The following is a 21,960-nucleotide window of genomic DNA, read 5'->3' on the forward strand; positions in this document are numbered from 1 at the left end:
GGATGTGCGCGCGGGACCGCCATTTGGCAATCCCGCGGCCGGTCTCAGGGTCGCCGCAGGCAGGTCTGGGCCAGGAGCACGAAGGCGCGCGCGCGATGCGACAGGGCGTTGCCCGTCTGCCAGTCGACCCCGTGCTTCTCCTCCGATGAGATCTCGCCGAAGGTGCGGTCGTAGCCGTCGGGCTGGAACATCGGATCGTAGCCGAACCCGCTCGCGCCCCGCGGCGGGACGAGTTCGCCGAAGACCCGGCCCTCGAAGGTTTCGGTGTGGCCGTCCGGCCAGGCGATCACCAGGGCGGAGACGAAATGCGCCCGCCTTGTGGTCGCCCCGCGCTTGTCGAGTTCGGCGGCGATGCGCGCCATGGCGCCGGTGAAATCCTTGGACGGCCCGGCCCAGCGGGCCGAGAACAGCCCCGGCGCCCCGTCCAGCGCATTGACGCAGAGCCCGGAATCGTCGGCGAAGGCGGGCAGGCCGGAGGCGGTTGCGGCGGCCAGCGCCTTGATCGCCGCGTTCTCGGCAAACATCGTCCCCGTCTCGTCGGGCTCGGGCAGGCCGAGTTCCCCGGCCGAGACGGCATCGACGCCGAAGGGCGCCAGGAGCTCGCGCATCTCCACGAGCTTGCCCGCATTGTGGGTCGCGATGACGACGCGACCGGTGAGGATGCGGTGCGCGCTCATGCGGAGGCGCCCTGTGCCACGGCCTGCTTCTGGAGGGCGACGAGGGATTGGATGCCGCCCTTGGCGAGGCGCATCAGCGCGAACAGCTCCTCCTCCGAGAACGGCTTGCCCTCCGCGGTCCCCTGGACCTCGACGAGCCCCCCGGTGCCCGTGATGACGAAGTTGGCGTCGGTCTCGGCCCCGGAATCCTCGGCATAGTCGAGGTCGAGGACGGGCTTGCCCTTGTAGATGCCGCAGGAGACCGCCGCCACGTGCTCGCGCAAGGGGTCGACCGAGATGATCGAGCGGCCGCGCATCCAGGTGAAGCAGTCGTGCAGCGCGACCCAGGCTCCGGTGATCGCCGCGGTGCGGGTGCCGCCATCGGCCTGGATCACGTCGCAATCGACGGTGATCTGGCGCTCGCCCATGGCCGGCAGGTTGGTCACGGCGCGCAGGGAGCGTCCGATCAGGCGCTGGATCTCCTGGGTCCGGCCCGACGGCTTGCCGGAATTCACCTCGCGGCGGGTGCGCTCGTGGGTGGCGCGCGGCAGCATGGCGTATTCCGCGGTGACCCAGCCCTTGCCGGAGCCGCGCAGCCAGCCCGGACCGCGCTCTTCCAGGGTGGCCGTGCACAGCACCTTGGTGTCGCCGAAGCTGACGAGGCAGGAGCCCTCGGCATGGCGGGAGACGGCGCGCTCCAGGGTGACCATGCGCAGTTCGTCGTTCGCGCGCTTCGAGGGCCGCATGCCGCTCTCCTTTCGGTGGTAATGGGAGTGCGGCTTTACGGTTCCGGCCCTCGCCCGGCAAGCGAGGCCGGGCGGATTGTGGGCCTCGCCGGTGCCCCGGAGCGGGTGGAATCCGCCGCGGGCCGCGCGAGCGGAACGCCTTCCGCGGCCAAGCTGTTTCTCGTATTCCCTTGCGTTGCCCGCCGGGAGCGACGGTGGGGAGCATTGTGTAAAACTCGGGAGACCGTCACACTCTCCGCCTCAGGAATGGACCGTGACAGAGCCCGCCCGCCCCTTTTCGACATTGCAGCAGATGCAGGTGCTCAGCGCGTTGAACGAACGCTCGCGTGAGATCTTTCGGCAGATCGTCGAGAGCTATCTCACGACCGGCGAGCCGGTCGGCTCGCGCAACCTCGCGCGCATCCTGCCCATGGCCCTGTCGCCGGCCTCGATCCGGAACGTCATGGCGGATCTCGAACATTCCGGGCTGATCTTCGCGCCCCACGCCTCGGCCGGTCGTCTGCCCACGGAGCAGGGCCTGCGCTTCTTCGTCGATGCGATGCTGGAGCTCGGCGATGTCGGGCGCGAGGAACAGGAGCGGATCGAGGCGCAGATGCGCGCGGCCGCCTCGGGCCACACCTTCGATTCCGCCCTGGCCGAGGCCTCGATGCTGCTCTCGGGAATCTCCCGCGGCGCCGGCGTGGTCCTGACCACCAAGACCAACGTCCACCTGAAGCACATCGAATTCGTCCGCCTCGACCCGACCCGGGCGCTGGTCGTGCTCGTCTCCGACGACGGCTCCGTCGAGAATCGCCTCCTCGACCTGCCGCCGGGCCTGCCGGCGAGCGCCCTGCAGGAGGCCTCGAACTACCTTAATGCCCGGCTCCAGGGCCGGACCCTCGGGACGCTCCGCGCCGAGATCGAGTCGGGCCGGCAGGCGATGAAGCGCGAACTCGACGCCATCACCGAGCGCCTCGTGGATGCCGGCCTCGCCGTCAGCGTCGGCCCCTCCGATGCCCGACAGCTCATCGTGCGCGGTCAGGCCAATCTGCTCGACGACCTGCGGGCGGCCGAGGATCTCGACCGCATCCGCCTGCTGTTCAACGATCTCGAGACCCAGAAGGACGTGATCGAGCTCCTGTCCCGGGCCGAGGGCGGCGAGGGCGTGAGGATCTTCATCGGCTCCGAGAACAAGCTCTTCTCGCTCTCGGGCTCCTCAATGATCGCGGCCCCGTTCCGCGACGGCTCCCAGAAGATCGTCGGCGTGGTCGGCGTCATCGGCCCGACGCGCCTGAACTATGCCCGCATCGTGCCGATGGTCGACTACACCGCACGGGTGGTCTCCGGCCTCCTCGACCGCAAGCGCTGAGCGTAAACGCGAAGGGGCGGAGCCTGAAGCCCCGCCCCCACCGTGATTCCGACCGCTTGGATCAGCCGCGGATCACGTCGACGATCTCGTAGGTGTCGGGATCGACGATGACGATGTCGTCGTCCACCAGCACGTAGCGGTAATCCTCGTATTCCGGCGCGATCCGGACGACGTCCGGCGGCAGGTCGTAGAGGGTGTAGCTGCGGGCGATCGCCGTGCCGACGGTGAGCGCGAAGGCGCCGGCGGCCAGGCGCGGGATGCCGCGGCGGAAGACGCTCTGGCGGAACTCGGTGCGCTGCGGCGCGCCGAGGCGGCCATAGGCACCCCGGACGGCGCCACGATCGCCGCGGCCACCCCGGCCCTCGCGCTCGACGCCGCCGTCGCGACCCCCACGCCCATCGCGCTCGGCCCGTCCGCCGCGCTCGTCGCGATCGGCCTTACCGCCGCGCTCGTCGCGATCGGCCTTACCGCCGCGATCGGCCTTGCCGTCCCGATCGCCCTTGCCGTCCCGGTCGGCCTTGCCGTCTCGGCCGTCGCGGGCCGCGGCTCCGCCGTCCTCGCGACCACCGCGCTCCCCGGCGGCCTGACCCGCACGCCCGTCCTGGCGCGCCGCACCACCCTCGGCCCCACGACCGCCGGCCTCGCCGCGCTGGGCACCCCCGGCCGGACCGGCCCCGGTCTCCGCGCCCCCGGCACCGCCGCGCATTCCTGCACCGCCGGCGCCGCCCGCTTCACCACCACGCATGCCGGCGCCACCACCCGCACCGCCACCAGCGCCGCCACCGCGCATTCCGGCCCCGCCGGCGCCACCACCGCCGCCAGCCCCGGCGCCGCCAGCACCGCCACCCGGCCCGCCCTGCGCGAACGCGCTCGTTGCGCCGATCACCAGGGCCGCCGCCGTCACCGTGCTCCGAAAGAGCTTGTTCATGGGTTCGATTCCACTTTCATTGCTGCCTGACGCCACAGGACGTCGATGTCGTCCGCAACGAGGATCTTCGAGAAACCGTTCCCGTTTTTCTTGCGCTGATCTTCCCGCTGGTTGCGCCAATCGTATTGTAACGTTGCAGCTAAGCTCAGACTCGCGTCTTCCACAGCGTGGTTTCAGAAACATCTTGGCTGTTTCGGACAACCCGCTGATCGCCCTTTGGAAATCTCGTTCGAGGCGGTAACGTCGCCGCAAAGCAAGCCGCGGAACGGCATTGCCCAGAGCACAGGGACGAGACGTATGACAGGTGGGGCCGGGGCCATCCCAACCAAGGCGGAAGACGCCGCCGACAGCCGACGCCGGATCAAGGCGATCGTCGCCTCCTCGTCGGGCAATCTCGTCGAATGGTTCGATTTCTACTGCTACGCGTTCTTCGCGCTCTACTTCGCGCCGGTCTTCTTTCCCGCCGGCGACAGCACGAGTCAGCTCCTGCAATCGGCCGCGGTGTTCGCGGTGGGCTTCTTCATGCGCCCGATCGGCGGCTGGCTGTTCGGCCGCATCGCCGACCGCCTGGGCCGCAAGACCTCGATGCTGATCTCGGTGCTGATGATGTGCGCCGGGTCGCTGATGATCGCGGTGCTGCCGACCTACGCCACGGTCGGGCAGCTCGCGCCGGCCCTGCTGCTGCTGGCCCGGATGATCCAGGGCCTGTCGGTGGGCGGCGAGTACGGCACCAGCGCCACCTACATGAGCGAGATCGCCGTGAAGGGCCGTCGCGGCTTCTTCGCCTCGTTCCAGTACGTCACCCTGATCGGCGGCCAGCTCCTCGCCTCGCTGGTGCTCATCATCCTGCAGAGCTTCCTCACCGCCCAGGAACTGACCGCCTGGGGCTGGCGCATCCCGTTCGTGATCGGCGCGGTCGCAGCGGTGGTGGCGCTCTACCTGCGCTCGTCCCTCGACGAGACGGCGACCAAGGAAGACATGGCCAAGAAGGATTCCGGCACCTTCGCGGCCCTGTTCAAGCACTGGCGCGCCTTCTGCGTGGTGCTGGCCTACACCGCCGGCGGCTCGCTGAGCTTCTACACCTTCACCACCTACATGCCGAAATACCTCTTCAACACGGCGCATATCGACAAGGTCACGGCCTCGCAGATCTCCACCGCGGCCCTGTTCGTCTACATGATCATCCAGCCCTTCTTCGGCTGGCTGTCGGACCGGATCGGGCGCAAGGCCAACATGCTGCTCTATAGCGGCCTCGGCACCCTGATGGTGGTGCCGCTGATGACCGCCATCGGATCCACGCAGAACCCGATCCTGTCCTTCGCGCTGATCATGGTCGGCCTGATCGTGATCAGCTTCTACACCGGCATCAGCGGCATCGTGAAAGCCGAGCTGTTCCCGACCCAGGTGCGCGCCCTCGGCGTCGGCCTGTCCTACGCGATCGCCAACTCGCTGTTCGGCGGCACCGCCGAGGCGGTGGCGCTGTACCTGAAGCAGGTCGGCTCCGAGAGCACGTTCTTCTGGTACGTGACGATCATGCTCGGCATCGCCTTCATCGGCTCGCTGATCATGCCGAACCCGAAGCGTCACGGCTACCTCGACGGCGACGGCACCGTCGAGGAAGCCTTGACCCGCAAGACACGCCTCTCGGCCGCCTGAGCCGCTCGACCCTCGGAGGCATGACCGGCACGCGGTGAGCGATCACCGCGTGCTTTTTTGTGCCGCCACCGTCCGACTCGGTAAGGACTTGTTCCGCCCCTTCGACGGGACCTATGTCAACGAATATTTGATGAACCGAACCATACCAATCTTTAAGATGACATCGCGATCGCTCGGGACCACATTCTCTTCAGAAGAGATCGCCAGCGCAGGTAGATCAACAAGATCAGTGATCCGGGCGCGGCTCTTCTTCGGAGGTAGTGTGATGAAGAAAACAAGAACAGTTGCCGCTTTCCTTGCCGCAACCTCGCTCCTCAGCGGTGTGGCATTGGCCAACGATGCAGTGAAGCCCGCGACGGCTCCGCCGGTGACGGCCGCGCAACAGGCGGCGGACAAGGATGTGGGCAAGCTGTCGAAGGACGGCGCCCAGGCGTTCCGCGATCTGCACCTGGCCCGCATCGCCATCTTCGACGCCGATCCCACCCTCGCCAAATCCCTGATCGGCAAGGCGCAGGCGGCCCTCGCCAAGGCCAAGACGGACGAGGCTGTCTACACCAAGGCGGAAGCGGACCTTCGGAGCCCCGACAAGCACGCCGCGATGGCGAAGGCGGCCGATGCAAAAACCGCGGATGCGAAGACGGCCGACGCGAAGACTGCGGATGCGAAGGCATCCACGCAGCCCACGGCCTGGCTGCCCGTCGACGGCCAGCTGACGCTCGGCGAAGACTTCGTCGCGACGCCCACCAAGGCGGCTGCCGTGGCGACCGCGAACAAGAGCCTGGAGAAGGGTGACCGCAAGTCGGCCATCGACCAGCTCAAGCTCGCCGGGGTGGACATGAACTTCGTCCTGGCCGTCGTCCCGCTGAACCAGACGACCACCGATGTCGATCAGGCGGCGAGCCTCATCGGACAGGGCAAGTACTACGAGGGCAACGCCCTCCTCAAGAAGGTGGAGGACGGGGTGCGCTTCGACATGGTGAACGTGCTTGGAACACCGCAGAAGGCCGCGGCACCCGCAGCGACGACCGGTTCGACCGCCGCGCCCAAGTGATCCGCTCAGCCGAGGTGATCCTCTGAGACGAGGTGATCCTCTGAGCCGACCCTGCCGGCGCCGCGTTCCTTCGGGGACCCGGCGTCGGCCCTTGCGCGCCCGCTCCGCGGCGCCCGGACGTCATTCGGGAAAGGGGTTCATCCATGAGTATCGGGATCAACCTCGGGCTACTGCTCTCCGCCATCGTCTTCGGTTTCGGCATCGTGCTGGCCGCGGGCCTCGCCGGTCATCCGGTCGATGGGCAGCTTCCGAGCGACTGGGGCTGGAGTCTCCTCATGATGGGCGGGGCGAGCCTCTTCGCCTTCGGCTATGTCGGCTGGCGCCGCGCCACCGGTCGTCCGTGATCGAACGGAGCGACCCGACCCGGCCCTCAACTCGTCTCCCCCAGCACCGCCCGGCGCTGCCGGTCCAGTTCCTCGCTGTAGCGCTTGAGCGTGTGGCTCTCGGTGAGGAGGCCGATCACCTTGCGGCTCTTCAGATCCTCCACCACCGCCAGGGCCTCGCTCTCCGTGCGGTCGAAGATCGCCGTGGCGATCTTGGCGTTCATGTCGGCGGTGAGAACGTCGTCGGTGTGGCGCAAGAGTCCGCTGAGACCGGGCGCCTCGACCTCCGCTTCCTGCAGGGCCGCGTGGGCCTCCGGCACCAGGACGATGCCGGCGTAGCGTCCCTGCCCGTCCACCACCACCACGCGGGAGGGCGAGCCCAGCGGGTGCTTGCGCAGGAAGTTGGCGAGGCTCTGGTCGAGGGCGGCCGTCGGCACCTCGCGGCGCATCAGCTTGCCGACCGTGAGGGTGCGAATCCAACCGACATCGTGCGCGCTGCGGATGCTCTCGCCGCGCAGGTGGAAGCGCCAGGTCGCGAACGAGTACCCGAAGGTTTTCCGCACGGTCAGCGACGAGGCGATCACCGCCACCAGCACCAGGCCGGTGATCGGGAAGCTGCCGGTGAGCTCGAGGGCGAGGAACGTCATGGTCAACGGTCCGCCGATCACCGCCACCGCGAGCGCGCTCATGCCGATCACCGCGTAGGCGAGCGGGGTCAACCCGAAGGCGGCGAGGCCGGGCAGGATCATCGGCATGCCGGCGGCGAAGATCTCGCCCGCGATCGCACCGAGGAAGAGCGAGGCGAAGAACAGGCCGCCGCGGAACCCCGAGCCGATGGAGATCGCCGAGGCCGTGGCCTTGGCGACGAAGAGGATGACCAGGGCCGAGAGGCCGAGGGTCGTCCCGTGGGCGTCGAGGTGCAGGTGCAGCGCCCCGTGCCCGCCGGACAGGACCTGGGTTGAGGCGAGGAGCGCCAGCCCTCCGACGCACAGGCCGCCGAGGATCGGTACGCAGAGGGTCGGAAGCCGGGTGGCGCGAAAGCCGGCCTCCACCAGGGTGACGCCGCGCATGATCAGGATGCCGAGTCCGGCGCAGATCAGGCCGAGGGCGAGGCTCGGCACCGTGTCGAGGGTGGTCAGCACCGTCGTGGTGACGGCATCCGCCCGCTCGACCGTGACGAGGGAGGTCTGCGCCACCAGGGCACGGGCGACGACGCTGCCGCAGAGGGCAGCGACCACGACCGGGGTCAGCGTGGCGATGGAATAGGTGCCGATGATGAGTTCGAAGGCGTAGAACGCCCCCGTCAGCGGCGCGCCGAAGGCCGCCGCGATGGCCGCCGCGGCGCCGCAGCCGACGAGGGTCCGCTGATCGGCCCGGCGCAGCTCGAAGGACAGCCCGAGGCGCGAGGCCAGTCCGGCGCAGAACTGCGTGTAGGCCGCCTCCATCCCCACGGAGATGCCGCTGCCGTTGGAGATCGTGTTCTGGATCACCACGATGGTGGAATCGCGGACCGACATCCGGCCGCCATGCAGCGCGTTCGCCTCGATCGGATCGATCACCGGGCGCCGTGGCCGCCGTTGCCAGCGCAGGGCCAGGGTGAAGAGCGCCAGGAGAACGCCGCCGAAGGCCGGTGCCAGGAGAACCACGAGGGGTGGGAGATCGGTGGCCGCGCTGAGGCGCAGGCCCGGCGGGAGACCGTAGAGCAGTTCCCGCATGGCCTGCGTCGCGCGGTTCATCCCGGCCACCGCGACGCCGCCGCAGCACCCGATCAGCGCGGCCAGCACGATCAGGCCGATCTCGCTGCCGCGCACGAGGGCGCGCAGTTGCCCGGGGGCTTGCACGAGCACCTGCCGGGCGCGCGGCGGACGGGAGGGACTGGATGGCGGTGGCATCGACCGATGGACGCGAGCGTGCGCAGGGGAGAACGCGCGCAGGGAGACGGACCCGCGTCCTGCTTAGCCTGTCGGTGGCCCCGGCGTCGACCGCACAGCTTGCGCGCGCGTGGCGCCGAGGGATCGCCCGGAGAATGGTCCACACTTTTGCCGGCGATCAGCCGAAGGCGGCTTGAAATGCGGCGCGGCTCGGGATAGATCGCCCGCAGTGCCGCTGTAGCTCAGTTGGTTAGAGCGCTTGATTGTGGATCAAGAGGTCCCCCGTTCGAGCCGGGGCAGTGGTACCATTCCTTCTCGATAATCGATCTTTGGCGGTCGTGCTCTGGCATGGCCGCGTTCGGCGTTTCGCAGGCCGCGCGCTTGGCCGGCGATGTGCGAAAACGCTCTGGACACCGTGCCAAACTTGCCACGGGATTGCCCCAAACCGGGCCGTGTTGTCGCCACATCTGTCAAGCTAATCTCAATCCGTCGCCAGGGAACGGGGTTGGGTCGCGCAGATGCAGGGTCGAAACGTCGGATCGTCACGGACCGTCTTCGCCAAGGGCCCCATCGCTAAGGGCTCGCTTGCGAAAGGCGCGCTCGCAGCGCGCTCCGGCCTCGGCGCCGCTCCGTCCTCCTCGGATGCCCTGACCCTCGGAGGCCGCGTCGGCCGCGATCACGGCAGCCGCCCCGCCCTCACCCGGTCCGTGCTCTCCATGCTGCTCCTGGCGGGCGGACTGGGCGGAGCCCTGGTCTACGGCGTCGGTCCGGACGCCGGCGTGGTGCAGTCGGCCCAGGCGATGACCGAGATCACCATGCCGCGGCCGCGCATCCAGCCGGCCCCGGTCATCCTTCAGACCTCCGCCCAGGCGACCGCGTCCGCGCCCCGCGCGGTGATCACCGCCGCTTCCGCCTTCGCTCCGGTCCACGACCTCGACACCGAGCTCGGGTCCAACGCGGTGGACCGGGTCTCCTACGACTACCTCCTGACGGAGAGCTCGGTCGGCGACCCGAACGAGGTCATCGAGTTCGGGCCGATGAAGATCCGGCGCCACCTCGTGCAGAAGATCGTGCGCGCGGCCCAGGCGGTGCAAACCGACCCGGTCCTGCTGATGGCGGTGGCCGACAAGGAGTCGAGCTTCAAGACCGAGGTCCAGGCCCAGACGTCCTCCGCGACCGGCCTGTTCCAGTTCATCGAGCGGACCTGGTTCGGCGTGGTGCGCGACTTCGGGCCGAAATACGGCCTCGCGGCGGACGCCGCCCTCGTGGTGGCGGGCGACAACGGTCGTCCCACCGTCCTCGATCCCGCCGAGCGGACCCGCATTCTCGAAATGCGCCGCGACCCCTACCTCTCCGCGCTCCTGGCCGGCGAGATGCTGAAGCGCGACGCCGCCCGCATCGCCCTCCGCATCGGCCGCGAACTCACCCTCGGCGAGGTCTACCTCGCGCACTTCCTCGGCCCGGACGACGCCGAGGACTTCCTCGCCAGCGTGGTCGACAAGCCGAAGGCCGCCGCGGCCCAGATGCTGCCCGGCCCGGCCCGCGCCAACAAGACGATCTTCTTCGCCGCTCAGCGCGGGCGCCGGAAGGCGGTCAGCCTGTCGGTGGCGCAGGTCCACGAGAAGTTCGAGGCGATGATGAGCACCCGCGGCGAACGCTACCGCGACGTGCGTTCCATGGCCGGCATCCTCGCCTATGCCGACGCGACGGTCGACTGACGAAACGCACAGCTCGGACAGCCCGAGGGATGATTTCCCGCAACTGACCGTGACCTCCCGGCTTTAATGTCCGCGAGCCTCTTTCCCGGTTCGCCCCGAGACACACACCGCGGAGGCCCTGCTTGCCGGACCCGAAAGGCACGAACGCGGATCTGCCGACCGCCGTCAGCCGGCCCTTGCTCGCGGACACGCTGAGTCCGGGCATGTCTCTGGACCGGATCGGCCAGGCCCTCGCCGCCTTCTACGACGATCTGATCGCCGAGGGCGTGCCGGAACACCTCGCGATCCTGGTCCGCAAGGTCGAGTCCGAACCGGTGCCCAAGCCCCGCCCGGGCAAGCTCGCCCTCGTGGTCGAGGACGACGCCGCCACCCGTGCCCTGGCCGAGGCCCTGCTCAGCGACACGGAACTCACGGCCATCGGCTGCGACAGCGCGGAAGCCGCCCTCAACATCATGCGCGAGCGCGGCGGCGACGTCGCCCTGGTCTTCGCCGATGTCAGCTTGGCCGGCGCGATGGACGGGGTCCAGCTCGCCTCGGCGATCGCCCTGCTCTGGCCGGCGGCCCGCATGGTGGTCACCTCGGGCAGGCGGGCCGAGCGACCCGGGACCCTTCCGGAGCAGGCGGTCTTCATCCCGAAGCCGTGGCGCCCGTTCGATCTCCTGAGCGAGGCCGAGATCGCCACCACCGCGCCCCAGCCGATCGTGCCCTGACGCGGCCGGATCGCCCCATCGGGCGCTTTCCCGCCGATCCCGTGAGGGGTTACCCCCGGCGCGCGACTTGCATTCCCAAACATCGCGTTCGCGCCGACCAGACCGCGCCGATCCGGCGTGGTGGAGCCCCCCGCCGTGCCGATCCTGTCCGTCCGCCACCTCACCACCTACCGTTACCGGCAGCCGGTGGGCTTCGGTGAGCACCGCATCCTGTTCCGGCCGCGCGACAGCTACGACCAGCGCCTGATTTCGGCGACCCTCAAGATCACGCCCGAGCCGAGCGGCCTGCGCTGGCTCCACGACGTCTTCGGCAACTGCGTGGCCGTGGCGACCTTCACGGGACGGGCCGCGCAGCTCACCTTCGAATGCGCGATCACCCTCGACCACACGCCGGAATCGGCCCCGGTCTTCCCGATCGCCGCCCACGCGGCGTTCTACCCGTTCGGCTACGGGGCCGACGACATCCCGGATCTCAGCCGCTCGATGGAGCGGCAATACGCCGATCCGCGCAACGAGGTCGATGCCTGGGCCCGCAGCTTCGTGCCGCCCGCCGGACGGATCGGGACCCAGGATCTCCTGGCCGAGATGACCCGCAGCGTCCGGCGCAACTTCGCCTACCTCGCCCGCTCGGAGAAGGGCGTGCAGGATCCGGTGACGACGCTGCGCCTCAAGCGCGGAAGCTGCCGCGATTTCGCGGTGTTGATGATCGAGGCCGTCCGTGCCCTCGGCATGGCGGCCCGCTTCGTCTCGGGCTACCTCTACAACCCACGCGGGGATCGCGACCGGCACGTGGGCGGTGGCTCGACTCATGCTTGGGTGCAGGTCTACCTGCCCGGCGCGGGCTGGATCGAGTTCGATCCGACGAACGGCATCGTCGGCAATCGGGACCTCATCCGGGTCGCGGTGGCGCGAGACCCGCGCCAGGCAGTCCCGCTGCACGGCTCGTTCTTCGGATTTCCGGCGGACGATCTGGGCATGACGGTGAGCGTCGATGTCGAGGAAGTCGAGCCGGGGGCCGGGGGGCCTCGGGTGACCGATCCGGATCTGGCGCGTTGACGCACCGGTGCGGCGTCCGCTGCCCGGCCGCAAGCAACGAGCGTGTGTTTCTCGACAGGATCAGGTGGTGGACATGAAGATCAGGACTGGGTTCGACATCGCCTTCGAATCGGTTCAGCCAACGCCGATGATCCTCGCGTTGAGCGTTCATCCCTCGCGCATGCCGGACGTTCTGACCCCCCACGTCATCAGTTTCGATCCGCCGATCCCGTCGCAGGACTATCGCGACGTGTTCGACAACATCTGCACACGCATCGTCACGCCCCCCGGCCGCCTGACGATCTCGGCCGATTTCGTGGTCCAGGATTCCGGTTTTCCCGACGTCTACGCGCCCAACGCCCAGCAGATCGAGGTCCAGAACCTGCCCAACGACGTGCTGGTCTATCTCCTGGGCAGCCGCTACTGCGACACCGACAAGCTGTCCGAGACGGCCTGGTCCCTGTTCGGCGGCACGCCCACGGGCTGGGGCCGCGTGCAGGCGATCTGCGATTACGTCCACGACCGCATCCGCTTCGACTACATGTGCGCCGATGCCACCCGGACGGCCTGGGACGGCTTCATGCAGCGCCAGGGCGTCTGCCGCGATTTCGCGCATCTCGCCGTCGCGTTCTGCCGCTGCATGAATATCCCGGCGCGCTACTGCACCGGCTACCTGGGCGATATCGGCATTCCGCCGGTGCCCGACCCGATGGATTTCTCGGCCTGGTTCGAGGCCTATCTCGACGGGACCTGGTACACCTTCGATGCGCGCCACAACACGCCGCGCATCGGCCGGATCGTCATGGCCCGCGGGCGCGACGCCACCGACGTGGCGATCACCACGAACTTCGGCTACGCGCACCTCGCCCGCTTCGACGTCCACACGGACGAGGTCTTCTGAGCCCGCGGCGGGCCGGGGCGGGTCTCAACGACGCCGCCCCTCCGGCCCGCCGGCGCGCCGGACCTACTTGTCGAGATCCTGCGCCATCTTGAGGTGGTGCTCGAGGGCCGGCTGGGTCTTGGCGGCCCAGGCCTTCAGCTCCGGGTTGTCGCCGCCCTTGGCGTAGCGCTGGAACAGGTCGACGGCGTCCTTGTGCGCCTTCACCTGATCGCTGTGGTACTGTTTCGTGAAGGCGTCGCCCTGCAGGCCCTTCAGGGTGTCGAGCTTGCCCTGATGCGTGCTGTCGAGGGCGGTCGGCAGGGTGGCCTGCAGCTTTCCACCCTGGACCATCGACTTCATCTCGCCGGTGGTCTTCTCGTGATCGGCGATCATCTGCTGGGCGTAGGTCTTGGTCGGAGCGTCGCTGCGCTCGGCCGCGAGCCGGCTGGTCTGGATCTCGAAGAGGTCGCTGATGCCGGCCTGGGTGACGAAGTCGGCGGTGGAGGGGCTCACGCCGATCAGCGCGTTCACCCCCGTCTTCTCGCCCACCGATTGCGCGGCGGCCGGTCCCGCGAGCAGCACCGCGACGGCGATCATGGCCCTACGTGTCATCGAACCCTCCTCAGGCGATTGCATTCGCGTGAACCTCGGCGTCGCCCCCGTGTTCCGGATGCGCGGCGGCGCGGACCGCCCTCCCCTCCGGTGAGCCGGCACAGGGCGCTTCACCACGAATCCCGATTGCAGGGACGAAAAGGGCTGCGCTGCGCGTTGCACCTCTGGAAGCAGGAGAGACCATGATGGATGCACGCCTCATCGCGATGAACAACGAGGCCAACCGGATTGCCTCCGAGCGCCTGCTGGAGCAGCTCCGGGACGAGGGCCTGCGCTACCGCCTGTGGGTCACCGGCACGCCGCAGGGCGATACCCTGCACCTGCGCGTGAACCACCTCTGCCCGGAAATGCATCAGCGCCTCGACAAGGTGCTGCGCGGACGCGGCCTCACCCTGGAGATCGCCGAGGCCTGAGTCGCCGGCTCACACCGGGACTGCGGCGTGTCCCACTGTGTCGTGCCCCCCTGCGCCTTGCCCCCCTGCGCCATGCCCCTCGGCCCAGGGCGCGGCCGAGAGGGTGCGGGCCAGGTAGGCGATCAGGGCGCTCACCCGGGCGGGGCGCGGATCGCCCGGCGGGGTGACGAGGTGGAGATCGATCCGCGGCGGCGTCCAGCCCGGCAGGGCCCGGACCAGGCGCCCGTCGCGCAGGTCCTCCCACACCATGAAGTCCGGCTGAACCGCGAGGCCGAGGCCGGCACGCAGGGCCGGCGCCAGGGCATCGGCGTTGTTCGCCCTCAGGGGGCCATCCGGCACCACCGTGGCCTCCTCGCCGTCGGCGCCGAGGAACCGCCAGCGATCCGGGCTCGGCAGGTAGGCGTAGCCGAGGCAGGCATGGCCCGCGAGGTCGTGCGGATGGTCCGGCCAGCCGTGCCGGGCGAGATAATCGGGCGTGGCGACGAGCGAGCGGTGAACCGCGCAGAGGCGCCGGGCCCGGAGCGAGGAATCCGTCAGCGCGGCGATGCGCAGGCCGAGGTCGAAGCCCCCGCCCACGAGGTCGATCAGGTCGTCGCTGAGATGCAGGTCGATGCTCAGGCCCGGATGGGCCGCGAGGAAATCCGGCAGGAGGGGCGCCACGTGCAGCACCCCGAACGACATGGGCGCGGCGAGCCGGACCTTGCCGCGCGGCTGCGCCGCCGCGTCCCGTGCCAGGGCCTCGGCCGCTTCGCCCTCGGCCAGGATGCGCGCGGCGGCTTCCCGGGCCGAGGCGCCGGCCTCCGTCAGGGCGAGCTTGCGTGAGGTGCGGTGGAACAGGCGGGCGCCGATGCGGGCTTCGAGGCGGGTCACGGCCTTGGAGACCGTGCCCTTGGTGATGCCCAGCTCCGTCGCCGTGCGGCCGAAGGATCCGGTCTCGACCACCTTGGCGAAGATGGCCCAGGCTTCGAAGTCGGGGAGCTTCATCGGTGACCTTTGAGAAACGATGCGTTTCCATCGTTTCCATTTTCGAACGCGGAGGCAAGGCGCATCTTCCGGTCATCGCAGCACGGCCGGTCCCCGGCGCGGTGCGGCCCCCGAGGAGTTCGTCCCATGGCCCAGAACGGCATTCACCACGTCACCGCGTTTTCCGGCGCCGCCGAGCGCAACGTCGAGTTCTACACCCGGGTCCTCGGCCTTCGGCTGGTGAAGAAGACCGTCAACTTCGACGATCCGGGCACCTACCACCTGTATTACGGTGACGAGACGGGCCGCCCCGGCACGATCCTGACCTTCTTCCCGATCGCGCACGCGGCCCCCGGCCGGGTCGGGATCGGCGAGACCCAGGAGACCGCGTTCCGGGTCCCGCGCGCCGCGATCGGCTGGTGGAGCCATCGCTTCATCGAGAAGGGCGTCACGCACGAGGCCTTGGTGCAGGTCCTGGGCGAACCGACCCTGCGCTTCCGCGACCCCGATGGCCTGATGCTGGCCCTGGTCGGCACCGACACGGCGGAAACGGATGTACCCTGGACCGGCGCCGAGATCCCGGCGGAGCACGCGATCCGCGGGTTCCACGGCGTCACCCTGCTGCTCAAGGAGGCGGAGGGCACCGCGGCGATCCTGACCGAGGTGTTCGGCTTCCAGGAGGCTGGACGCGAGGGCGCAGCGATCCGCTACGCCAGCGGCGCGCCGGAGGGGGGCTTCGTCACCCTGCGGGCGGTGGGCGAGTTCCTCCGCGGCCGCCAGGGCGCTGGCTCGGTCCACCACATCGCCTTCCGGGCAGCGGATGACGGGGAACAGGCGCGGATGGTGGAGACGCTGACCCGCACCTACGGGCTCGGCGTCACCGAGCAGCGGGACCGGCAGTACTTCCGGTCCGTCTACTTCCGCGAGCCGGGCGGAGTGCTGTTCGAGATCGCCACCGACGTCCCGGGCTTCGCCGTCGACGAGCCGGTCGAGACCCTGGGCCGCGACCTCAAGCTGCCGGCCTTCCTCGAGCCCCACCGGGCCCAGATCGAGGGGCACCTGCCCGCCATCGCCTGAACGCGAGTCGCCCGAAGACGAAAGCCCGCTCCGGACGGAGCGGGCGCCCTCACCCTCACCGCCACGAGGTTGCCATGACCGAACTCTCTCTGGGGCTCACCCATCGCTTCGTGCCCGCCACCGCGCCGGGGCTGACGCCGCTCCTCCTCCTGCACGGCACCGGCGGCGACGAGACCGACCTCCTGCCGCTCGGCCGGACCCTGCTGCCCGGCGCCGCGCTGCTCTCCCCCCGCGGCGCAGTGCTGGAGAACGGCATGCCCCGCTTCTTCCGCCGTCTCGCGGAGGGCGTGTTCGACGAGGCCGATCTCCGCCGCCGCGCCGCGGACCTCGCCGGCTTCATCGCCGCGGCGCGGACGGCCTACGGGCTCGCCGCACCGGTGGCGGTCGGGTTCTCGAACGGGGCCAACATCGCGGCGGCGCTGCTCCTGCTGCACCCCGGGGTCCTGGCCGGCGCGGTCCTTCTGCGCCCGATGGTGCCGCTGCGCGAGACGCCGCCAGTGGATCTCGCCGGCCGACCGGTGCTGATGCTCTCGGGCGCGGCCGACCCGATCGTGCCTGCGGCCAATGTGGGGTCGCTCGCCGAGCGCCTGCGGGCTGCCGGCGCCACCGTCAGCCACGAGACCCTGCCGGTGGGGCACGGGCTCTCGCAGGCCGACGTCGCGCAGGCCGGCGCCTGGCTCACGCGTCTCGCCGCGGCCTGACCTCAGGCCGATGTGCGCCGCGGGCCGCGGCGGGCATCGACCAGGGTGTAGCCGACCGCCCCCAGGACCATCAGGGCGAGGACGTACCAGGTGATGGCGTAGACGAGGTGGTTGTCCGGGAAATGCACGATGGTCAGCCCGCCCACCGGCCAGCCGCCGGGGTTCGGTGTGGCATCGGCGTCGATGAAGTACGGGGCGACGGGGCCGAGCCCCCGCGCCGCCGCGATTCCGGCGACGTCGCGCGAGTACCAGCGCCCGGCCTCGGGCGCGTTGCTGCGCAGGAAGGCGCCGCCCGGTTCGGTCAGGCGCAGGAGACCGGTGACGCCGGCTTCCCCATCGACCTGCCCGTCCGCCCGCGCGGTCGGGTCGCGCCGGTCCCCGGGGACGAAGCCGCGATTGACCAGGATCGTGGTGCCGTCGGCGCGCTCCAGGGGCGTCAGCACCCAGAACCCGGCGCCGAGGTCGGTGACGGCCTGGACGAGGGTCTCGCGATCGTTGCGGAAATGCCCGCGCGTCCGCACCCGGCGATAGGCATCTGCATCCGCGGTGAGGCCATCCCAGGCGCCGGGGCCGGGCGGCTCGACCGGCGCGGCATGGACACGGGCCTCGACCCTGGCGATCAGCGCGTGCTTCCAGGTCCGGCGATGGACTTGCCAGGTCCCCAGGGCCGCGAGGACCGCCACGAGGATCAGCCCCGTGACGGTGATGGCAGCGAGGGCGAATCGGGAGCGCCGCGCCGCCGGCCGTGGGCTGGCCATCAGCCCATATGCATGTGCTGCGGCATCATGTTGGTGTTGAGGTGGTACATCACCCAGAGGGAGCCCGCGAGCGTGATGATCACCAGCGTCAGGGTGAAGATCAGCGCCAGGATGGTCCAACCGCCCTCGGACTTCGTGTTCATGTGGAGGAAGTAGATCATGTGCACCACGATCTGCGCCACCGCGAAGCCCATGATGACGATGCCGGTGATGCGGTCGTTGCCGAGGATGTTGCCCATCACCAGGATGAACGGAATCGCCGTCAGGATGACCGACAGCACGAAGCCGGTCATGTAGTCCCGGAAGCTCCCGTGGCTGCCGGCGTCGGCATGCCCGTGCCCGTGACCGTGTCCGTGATCGACGTGTCCTGCCTTCGACGCGGCGCTCATTGCAGGACTCCCATCAGGTACACGAAGGTGAAGACGCCGATCCAGATCACGTCAAGGAAGTGCCAGAACATGCTGAGGCAGAGCAGCCGGCGCTTGTTCTCGGGCACCAGCCCGCGCTTGTGCACCTGCGCCATCAGGGTCACCAGCCAGACGATGCCGAGGCTGACGTGCAGGCCGTGGGTGCCGACCAGGGTGAAGAAGGCCGACAGGAAGGCGCTGCGCTGGGGCGTCGCGCCCTCGTGGATCAGGTGGTGGAACTCGTAGAGTTCGAGGCCCACGAAGGCGAGACCGAACAGGCCGGTCACCGCCAGCCAGATCTGCACCCGGCTGAGGTCGCCCTTCTCCATCTCCAGCATGGCGAAGCCGTAGGTGATGGAGGAGAACAGCAACATCGAGGTGTTCAACGCCACCAGCGGCAGGTCGAACAGATCCTTCGGCGACGGGCCCGCGGCGTAGTTCCGGCCCACCACCGCGTAGGTCGCGAACAGCGCCGCGAAGATGAGGCAGTCGCTCATCAGGTAGAGCCAGAAGCCGAGCATCGTGCTCCCTTCCGGGTGATGCTCGCCCTTGGCGTCGTAGAAGGTCGTCGGGTCGACCTGGGGAATGGTGACCCCGGGGTTCCGCCCGGGTTCGAAGTTCATGGCCGGGGTCGCGTGGGTTGCCATGATCTCAGACGCGCTCCGCCAGAAGGGCCGTCCGCTGGCCTTCCGTCCGGACGACCTCGTCGGCCGGGATGTAGAAGTCGCGGTTGTAGTTGAAGGTATGGCCGATCGCGACGACTGCGATCGCGGCGAAGCTGAAGGCCGCGAGCCACCAGATGTACCAGATCATCGCGAAGGCGAAGACGATGCTGAGGACGCCGAGGATGATGCCGGCCGCGGTGCTCTTCGGCATGTGGATCGCCTGGAACCCCTGCATCGGGCGGGCATAGCCGCGCTTCTTCATGTCCCACCACGCGTCGTGATCGTGGATCACGGGCGTGAAGGCGAAGTTGTAGTCCGGCGGCGGCGACGAGGTCGCCCATTCCAGGGTCCGGCCGCCCCACGGGTCGCCGGTCGTGTCGCGCAGCTGCTCGCGGCGCAGGACGCTGACGACCAGGGTGATCGCGAAGGAGGCGATGCCGCAGAGGATCAGCACGGCGCCGAAGGCGGCGATGATGAACCAGATCTGCAGGGACGGATCGTCGAAGTGCTGCACGCGGCGGGTGACGCCCATCAGGCCGAGGACGTAGAGCGGCATGAAGGCGACCCAGAACCCGGTCAGCCAGAACCAGAACGACACCTTGCCCCAGAAGTCGTCGAGCTTGAAGCCGAAGGCCTTCGGGAACCAGTAGGTGATGCCGGCCAGCATGCCGAACAGCACGCCGCCGATGATGACGTTGTGGAAGTGGGCGATCAGGAACAGCGAGTTGTGCAGCACGAAGTCGGCCGGGGGCACGGCGAGCAGCACGCCGGTCATGCCGCCGATGACGAAGGTCACCATGAAGCCGACCGTCCAGAGCATCGGCACCTCGAACCGGATGCGGCCCTTGTACATGGTGAACAGCCAGTTGAAGATCTTCGCACCCGTCGGGATCGAGATGATCATCGTCGTGATGCCGAAGAACGAGTTCACGCTGGCGCCGGAGCCCATCGTGAAGAAGTGGTGCAGCCACACCAGGTAGGACAGGATCGTGATCACGACGGTGGCGTAGACCATCGAGGCGTAGCCGAAGAGGCGCTTGCTCGAGAAGGTCGAGACGATCTCCGAGAACACGCCGAAGGCCGGCAGGATGAGGATGTACACCTCCGGGTGACCCCAGATCCAAACCAGGTTCACGTACATCATCGGGTTGCCGCCGAGGTCGTTCGAGAAGAAGTGCGTGCCGACGTAGCGGTCGAGCGACAGCAGCGCGAGAACGGCCGTGAGGATGGGGAAGGCGGCGACGATGAGGATGTTGGTGCAGAGCGCGGTCCAGGTGAAGACCGGCATCTTCATCATGGTCATGCCGGGGGCGCGCATCTTCACGATGGTGGCGATCAGGTTGATGCCCGAGAGCAGGGTCCCGATGCCGGCGATCTGCAGCGCCCAGATGTAGTAGTCGACGCCGACCCCCGGGCTCATGGCGGGCCCCGAGAGCGGCGGATAGGCGAGCCAGCCGGTGCGGGCGAACTCGCCGACGAACAGCGAGGCCATCACGGTCACGGCGCCGCTCACCGTCATCCAGAAGCTGAAGTTATTGAGGAACGGAAAGGCCACGTCGCGGGCGCCGATCTGCAGCGGCACGACGAAGTTCATCAGGCCCGTGACCAGCGGCATCGCCACGAAGAAGATCATGATCACGCCGTGGGCGGTGAAGATCTGGTCGTAGTGGTGCGGCGGCAAGTAGCCCTCGTTCGGCCCGAAGGCCATCGCCTGCTGGGCGCGCATCATCAGCGCATCGGCGAAGCCGCGCAGCAGCATGACCAGCGCGAGCACGATGTACATGATGCCGATCTTCTTGTGATCGACGGAGGTGAACCAGTCGCGCCAGAGGGGACCCCAGAGGCGGAAATAGGTGAGTGCGCCGAGGACCGCGACACCGCCGAGGCCGACCATCGCGAAGGTGATGAGGAGGATCGGCTCATGAAGCGGCACGGCATCGAGCGTCAGGCGCCCGAACAGGAGCTTCTGGAGATCCGGATTGGAGAACATGGAACCTGCTCGTGAGAGAAGCGTGCCGAATGGGGGTCGCGGGCGTCCGAGGCGTCCGCGCTATCGATTGAGTTGGCCGGGTGCAATCGGGTCGGACCCCTTCGAGTCCTTGCCGTCGCCGGCCGGGCCGCCATGGCCCGCATGGTCGTGTCCCGAATGGTCGTGGCCGGAATGTTCGGGCGCCGAGTCGGGCTTGACGTCGGGGGCGATCGACTTCGGCTTCATGCCCTCGGGCTGCTCGCGGCTGTGGGATTCGCGGCCCGAACCCCCGACCGTGGCGGCCGGGGCCTCGACGCCCTGCTCGGCGTAGCGGTTGTCGTATTCCAGCCGCTCGCGGTTGCCGTGGCTCTCCTTGCCCGCCCCGCCCATGGCGTCGATGTGCATCATCTCGTTCATGCACATCTTGCCGGGCACGGCGCACATGTTGAGCACTGCGCTGTAGAGGCCGTTCTCCACGGTGGAGAAGTAGCGCACCGGCTCGCGCTCGCTCGGCTTCTCCAGGGCGAGGTAGCTCTGGCGGTCGAGGGGCTTGCCCTCGGCCTTCACCTTGGCGACCCACTGGTCGAACCCGGCCTGGTCGAGCCCGTGGAACTTGAAGTTCATCCGCGAGAAGCCGGAGCCGCTGTAATTGGCCGAGAGGCCCTCATAGGTGCCGGCCTTGTTGATCACCGCGTGGAGCTTCGTCTCCATGCCGGCCATGGCGTAGATCTGCCCGGCGAGCGCGGGGATGAAGAATGAGTTCATGACGGTGGCGGAGGTGATCTTGAAGGAGATCGGCACATCGACCGGCGCCACCAGTTCGTTGACGGTGGCGATGCCCTGATCTGGGTAGAAGAACAGCCATTTCCAATCGAGTGCGACGACCTCGACCGACAGCGGCTTCACCCCCGCCGGCAGCGGCCGGTCCGCGTCGAGACGGCTCAGGGGCCGGTAGGGATCGAGGGTGTGGGTGCTGATCCAGGTCAGCGCCCCGAGGGCGATCACGATGACCAGCGGCGCCGACCAGATCAGCACCTCGAGCTGCGTCGAGTGGTGCCAGTCGGGATCGTACTCGGCCTTGGTGTTCGAGACCCGGTAGCGCCACGCGAACAGGAGGGTGAAGGCGATCACCGGGATGATGATGAGGAGCATCAGGCCGGTGGAGGCCAGGATCAGGTCGCGCTGGCGGGCCGCGATGTCGCCGGAGGGCTGCATCAGGACCATGTTGCAGCCCGAGAGCAGGCCGAACAGCGGGAGGAGCGCGAGCGTACGAAGCGTTTTGACCGGCATGGACTCGTTTGGCACCATCTCGGAAGAGCGACGTCCGTCGGCCGCGATTGGCCCACGGAGGAATCGTCGGACGTCACTTCGCTGCATTGCATCAATCTAGCAAGTCGCAGCCAGCGCGTCTGATCAGCGCTAGGCTCATAGCGCTCTTCAGACAAACCGCGCTATGGACCTTCTCCACACCGA

At 68.8% G+C, this 21,960-nt stretch carries 22 protein-coding genes and 1 tRNA gene; 12 read left to right on the plus strand and 11 right to left on the minus strand.

The features are described 5' to 3' along the window. Positions 1-44: 44 nt before the first annotated feature. Together rdgB and rph are read right to left on the minus strand one after the other, a co-directional pair. Complete coding sequence (gene rdgB, locus AC0IY1_RS14515; RefSeq protein WP_055951877.1) at positions 45-677, minus strand: RdgB/HAM1 family non-canonical purine NTP pyrophosphatase; 633 nt, start codon at positions 675-677, stop codon at positions 45-47. Next, on the minus strand, positions 674-1,402 hold the full coding sequence (gene rph, locus AC0IY1_RS14520; protein WP_055951874.1) for a ribonuclease PH: 729 nt from the start codon (positions 1,400-1,402) through the stop codon (positions 674-676). The genes rdgB and rph overlap by 4 nt, the downstream gene beginning before the upstream one ends. Before the next feature lie 292 nt (positions 1,403-1,694). Here rph and hrcA point away from each other — a divergent pair, with 292 nt between their 5' ends. Next, positions 1,695-2,750 carry a heat-inducible transcriptional repressor HrcA gene (gene hrcA / locus AC0IY1_RS14525; protein WP_181017260.1) on the plus strand — a complete coding sequence of 352 codons (1,056 nt, stop codon included), beginning with the start codon at positions 1,695-1,697 and terminating at the stop codon, positions 2,748-2,750. A gap of 61 nt (positions 2,751-2,811) precedes the next feature. Here hrcA and AC0IY1_RS14530 read toward each other — a convergent pair whose 3' ends face one another. Continuing rightward, positions 2,812-3,678, minus strand: coding sequence for a DUF1236 domain-containing protein (locus AC0IY1_RS14530; protein WP_471770381.1), 867 nt, complete (start codon positions 3,676-3,678; stop codon positions 2,812-2,814). A 297-nt stretch (positions 3,679-3,975) separates the two neighbouring features. On the opposite strand from AC0IY1_RS14530, the gene AC0IY1_RS14535 reads away from it, so the two are divergent. From AC0IY1_RS14535 to AC0IY1_RS14545, 3 genes are all read left to right on the plus strand, one after another. Next, the gene (locus AC0IY1_RS14535; protein WP_055951865.1) at positions 3,976-5,334 is read left to right on the plus strand and encodes an MFS family transporter; all 1,359 of its coding nucleotides are present in this window, start codon (positions 3,976-3,978) and stop codon (positions 5,332-5,334) included. A 34-nt stretch (positions 5,335-5,368) separates the two neighbouring features. After that, positions 5,369-6,385 (plus strand): YfdX family protein, encoded by a 1,017-nt coding sequence (locus AC0IY1_RS14540; RefSeq protein ID WP_471770383.1) that lies wholly within the window; start codon positions 5,369-5,371, stop codon positions 6,383-6,385. Between the two features lie 143 nt (positions 6,386-6,528). Continuing rightward, positions 6,529-6,729, plus strand: coding sequence for a hypothetical protein (locus AC0IY1_RS14545; RefSeq protein WP_055951859.1), 201 nt, complete (start codon positions 6,529-6,531; stop codon positions 6,727-6,729). A gap of 26 nt (positions 6,730-6,755) precedes the next feature. On the opposite strand, the gene AC0IY1_RS14550 is transcribed toward AC0IY1_RS14545, so the two are convergent. Beyond that, positions 6,756-8,600 (minus strand): chloride channel protein, encoded by a 1,845-nt coding sequence (locus AC0IY1_RS14550; RefSeq protein ID WP_471770385.1) that lies wholly within the window; start codon positions 8,598-8,600, stop codon positions 6,756-6,758. A 210-nt stretch (positions 8,601-8,810) separates the two neighbouring features. On the opposite strand from AC0IY1_RS14550, the gene AC0IY1_RS14555 reads away from it, so the two are divergent. The 5 genes from AC0IY1_RS14555 to AC0IY1_RS14575 all read left to right on the plus strand — a co-directional run bounded on the left by AC0IY1_RS14555 (position 8,811) and on the right by AC0IY1_RS14575 (position 12,943). Further along, positions 8,811-8,887, plus strand: a tRNA-His gene (locus tag AC0IY1_RS14555). A 210-nt stretch (positions 8,888-9,097) separates the two neighbouring features. Further along, on the plus strand, positions 9,098-10,297 hold the full coding sequence (locus AC0IY1_RS14560) for a transglycosylase SLT domain-containing protein (RefSeq protein ID WP_055951853.1): 1,200 nt from the start codon (positions 9,098-9,100) through the stop codon (positions 10,295-10,297). Positions 10,298-10,500: 203 nt separating this feature from the next. After that, positions 10,501-11,007: a response regulator gene (locus tag AC0IY1_RS14565; RefSeq protein WP_055953617.1), complete on the plus strand. Its 507-nt coding sequence runs from the start codon at positions 10,501-10,503 to the stop codon at positions 11,005-11,007. Between the two features lie 135 nt (positions 11,008-11,142). Then, positions 11,143-12,063 (plus strand): transglutaminase family protein, encoded by a 921-nt coding sequence (locus AC0IY1_RS14570; RefSeq protein ID WP_055953613.1) that lies wholly within the window; start codon positions 11,143-11,145, stop codon positions 12,061-12,063. A 73-nt stretch (positions 12,064-12,136) separates the two neighbouring features. After that, positions 12,137-12,943: a transglutaminase-like domain-containing protein gene (locus AC0IY1_RS14575; protein WP_055951850.1), complete on the plus strand. Its 807-nt coding sequence runs from the start codon at positions 12,137-12,139 to the stop codon at positions 12,941-12,943. Positions 12,944-13,006: 63 nt separating this feature from the next. On the opposite strand, the gene AC0IY1_RS14580 is transcribed toward AC0IY1_RS14575, so the two are convergent. Next, complete coding sequence (locus AC0IY1_RS14580) at positions 13,007-13,534, minus strand: DUF4142 domain-containing protein (protein ID WP_055951847.1); 528 nt, start codon at positions 13,532-13,534, stop codon at positions 13,007-13,009. Positions 13,535-13,716: 182 nt separating this feature from the next. Between AC0IY1_RS14580 and AC0IY1_RS14585 the strand changes: the two genes are divergently transcribed. After that, entirely contained in the window at positions 13,717-13,947 is a 231-nt protein-coding gene (locus AC0IY1_RS14585) for a hypothetical protein (RefSeq protein WP_244477285.1), read from the plus strand. A gap of 9 nt (positions 13,948-13,956) precedes the next feature. On the opposite strand, the gene AC0IY1_RS14590 is transcribed toward AC0IY1_RS14585, so the two are convergent. Further along, complete coding sequence (locus AC0IY1_RS14590; protein WP_471770386.1) at positions 13,957-14,931, minus strand: LysR family transcriptional regulator; 975 nt, start codon at positions 14,929-14,931, stop codon at positions 13,957-13,959. Between the two features lie 126 nt (positions 14,932-15,057). On the opposite strand from AC0IY1_RS14590, the gene AC0IY1_RS14595 reads away from it, so the two are divergent. Together AC0IY1_RS14595 and AC0IY1_RS14600 are read left to right on the plus strand one after the other, a co-directional pair. After that, entirely contained in the window at positions 15,058-15,987 is a 930-nt protein-coding gene (locus AC0IY1_RS14595) for a ring-cleaving dioxygenase (RefSeq protein ID WP_471770388.1), read from the plus strand. Positions 15,988-16,061: 74 nt separating this feature from the next. Beyond that, positions 16,062-16,688, plus strand: a complete 627-nt coding sequence (locus AC0IY1_RS14600; RefSeq protein ID WP_471770391.1) for an alpha/beta hydrolase — start codon at positions 16,062-16,064, stop codon at positions 16,686-16,688. A 2-nt stretch (positions 16,689-16,690) separates the two neighbouring features. On the opposite strand, the gene AC0IY1_RS14605 is transcribed toward AC0IY1_RS14600, so the two are convergent. Genes AC0IY1_RS14605 through cyoA form a run of 5 tightly spaced genes read right to left on the minus strand, consistent with a single transcriptional unit; the run spans position 16,691 to position 21,777 of the window. After that, positions 16,691-17,446, minus strand: coding sequence for an SURF1 family protein (locus AC0IY1_RS14605; protein ID WP_471770393.1), 756 nt, complete (start codon positions 17,444-17,446; stop codon positions 16,691-16,693). Next, on the minus strand, positions 17,446-17,835 hold the full coding sequence (gene cyoD / locus AC0IY1_RS14610; protein WP_471770395.1) for a cytochrome o ubiquinol oxidase subunit IV: 390 nt from the start codon (positions 17,833-17,835) through the stop codon (positions 17,446-17,448). The genes AC0IY1_RS14605 and cyoD overlap by 1 nt, the downstream gene beginning before the upstream one ends. After that, on the minus strand, positions 17,832-18,500 hold the full coding sequence (cyoC, locus tag AC0IY1_RS14615; RefSeq protein ID WP_055951829.1) for a cytochrome o ubiquinol oxidase subunit III: 669 nt from the start codon (positions 18,498-18,500) through the stop codon (positions 17,832-17,834). The genes cyoD and cyoC overlap by 4 nt, the downstream gene beginning before the upstream one ends. 4 nt (positions 18,501-18,504) lie before the next feature. After that, the gene (gene cyoB / locus AC0IY1_RS14620) at positions 18,505-20,508 is read right to left on the minus strand and encodes a cytochrome o ubiquinol oxidase subunit I (RefSeq protein ID WP_103708905.1); all 2,004 of its coding nucleotides are present in this window, start codon (positions 20,506-20,508) and stop codon (positions 18,505-18,507) included. Between the two features lie 60 nt (positions 20,509-20,568). Continuing rightward, positions 20,569-21,777 carry a ubiquinol oxidase subunit II gene (cyoA, locus tag AC0IY1_RS14625; protein WP_471770396.1) on the minus strand — a complete coding sequence of 403 codons (1,209 nt, stop codon included), beginning with the start codon at positions 21,775-21,777 and terminating at the stop codon, positions 20,569-20,571. Positions 21,778-21,960 lie beyond the last annotated feature (183 nt).

This window comes from Methylobacterium sp. AC690 (assembly GCF_979256535.1).

Excerpts from the sequence above, each read along its gene's own strand:
- rdgB (WP_055951877.1), bottom strand. The coding sequence starts at position 677 with ATGAGCGCGCACCGCATCCTCACCGGTCGCGTCGTCATCGCGACCCAC.
- rph (WP_055951874.1), bottom strand. The coding sequence starts at position 1,402 with ATGCGGCCCTCGAAGCGCGCGAACGACGAACTGCGCATGGTCACCCTG.
- hrcA (WP_181017260.1), top strand. The coding sequence starts at position 1,695 with ATGCAGGTGCTCAGCGCGTTGAACGAACGCTCGCGTGAGATCTTTCGG.
- AC0IY1_RS14530 (WP_471770381.1), bottom strand. The coding sequence starts at position 3,678 with ATGAACAAGCTCTTTCGGAGCACGGTGACGGCGGCGGCCCTGGTGATC.
- AC0IY1_RS14535 (WP_055951865.1), top strand. The coding sequence starts at position 3,976 with ATGACAGGTGGGGCCGGGGCCATCCCAACCAAGGCGGAAGACGCCGCC.
- AC0IY1_RS14545 (WP_055951859.1), top strand. The coding sequence starts at position 6,529 with ATGAGTATCGGGATCAACCTCGGGCTACTGCTCTCCGCCATCGTCTTC.
- AC0IY1_RS14550 (WP_471770385.1), bottom strand. The coding sequence starts at position 8,600 with ATGCCACCGCCATCCAGTCCCTCCCGTCCGCCGCGCGCCCGGCAGGTG.
- AC0IY1_RS14560 (WP_055951853.1), top strand. The coding sequence starts at position 9,098 with ATGCAGGGTCGAAACGTCGGATCGTCACGGACCGTCTTCGCCAAGGGC.
- AC0IY1_RS14565 (WP_055953617.1), top strand. The coding sequence starts at position 10,501 with ATGTCTCTGGACCGGATCGGCCAGGCCCTCGCCGCCTTCTACGACGAT.
- AC0IY1_RS14575 (WP_055951850.1), top strand. The coding sequence starts at position 12,137 with ATGAAGATCAGGACTGGGTTCGACATCGCCTTCGAATCGGTTCAGCCA.
- AC0IY1_RS14580 (WP_055951847.1), bottom strand. The coding sequence starts at position 13,534 with ATGACACGTAGGGCCATGATCGCCGTCGCGGTGCTGCTCGCGGGACCG.
- AC0IY1_RS14585 (WP_244477285.1), top strand. The coding sequence starts at position 13,717 with ATGATGGATGCACGCCTCATCGCGATGAACAACGAGGCCAACCGGATT.
- AC0IY1_RS14590 (WP_471770386.1), bottom strand. The coding sequence starts at position 14,931 with ATGAAGCTCCCCGACTTCGAAGCCTGGGCCATCTTCGCCAAGGTGGTC.
- AC0IY1_RS14595 (WP_471770388.1), top strand. The coding sequence starts at position 15,058 with ATGGCCCAGAACGGCATTCACCACGTCACCGCGTTTTCCGGCGCCGCC.
- AC0IY1_RS14600 (WP_471770391.1), top strand. The coding sequence starts at position 16,062 with ATGACCGAACTCTCTCTGGGGCTCACCCATCGCTTCGTGCCCGCCACC.
- AC0IY1_RS14605 (WP_471770393.1), bottom strand. The coding sequence starts at position 17,446 with ATGGCCAGCCCACGGCCGGCGGCGCGGCGCTCCCGATTCGCCCTCGCT.
- cyoD (WP_471770395.1), bottom strand. The coding sequence starts at position 17,835 with ATGAGCGCCGCGTCGAAGGCAGGACACGTCGATCACGGACACGGTCAC.
- cyoC (WP_055951829.1), bottom strand. The coding sequence starts at position 18,500 with ATGGCAACCCACGCGACCCCGGCCATGAACTTCGAACCCGGGCGGAAC.
- cyoB (WP_103708905.1), bottom strand. The coding sequence starts at position 20,508 with ATGTTCTCCAATCCGGATCTCCAGAAGCTCCTGTTCGGGCGCCTGACG.
- cyoA (WP_471770396.1), bottom strand. The coding sequence starts at position 21,777 with ATGCCGGTCAAAACGCTTCGTACGCTCGCGCTCCTCCCGCTGTTCGGC.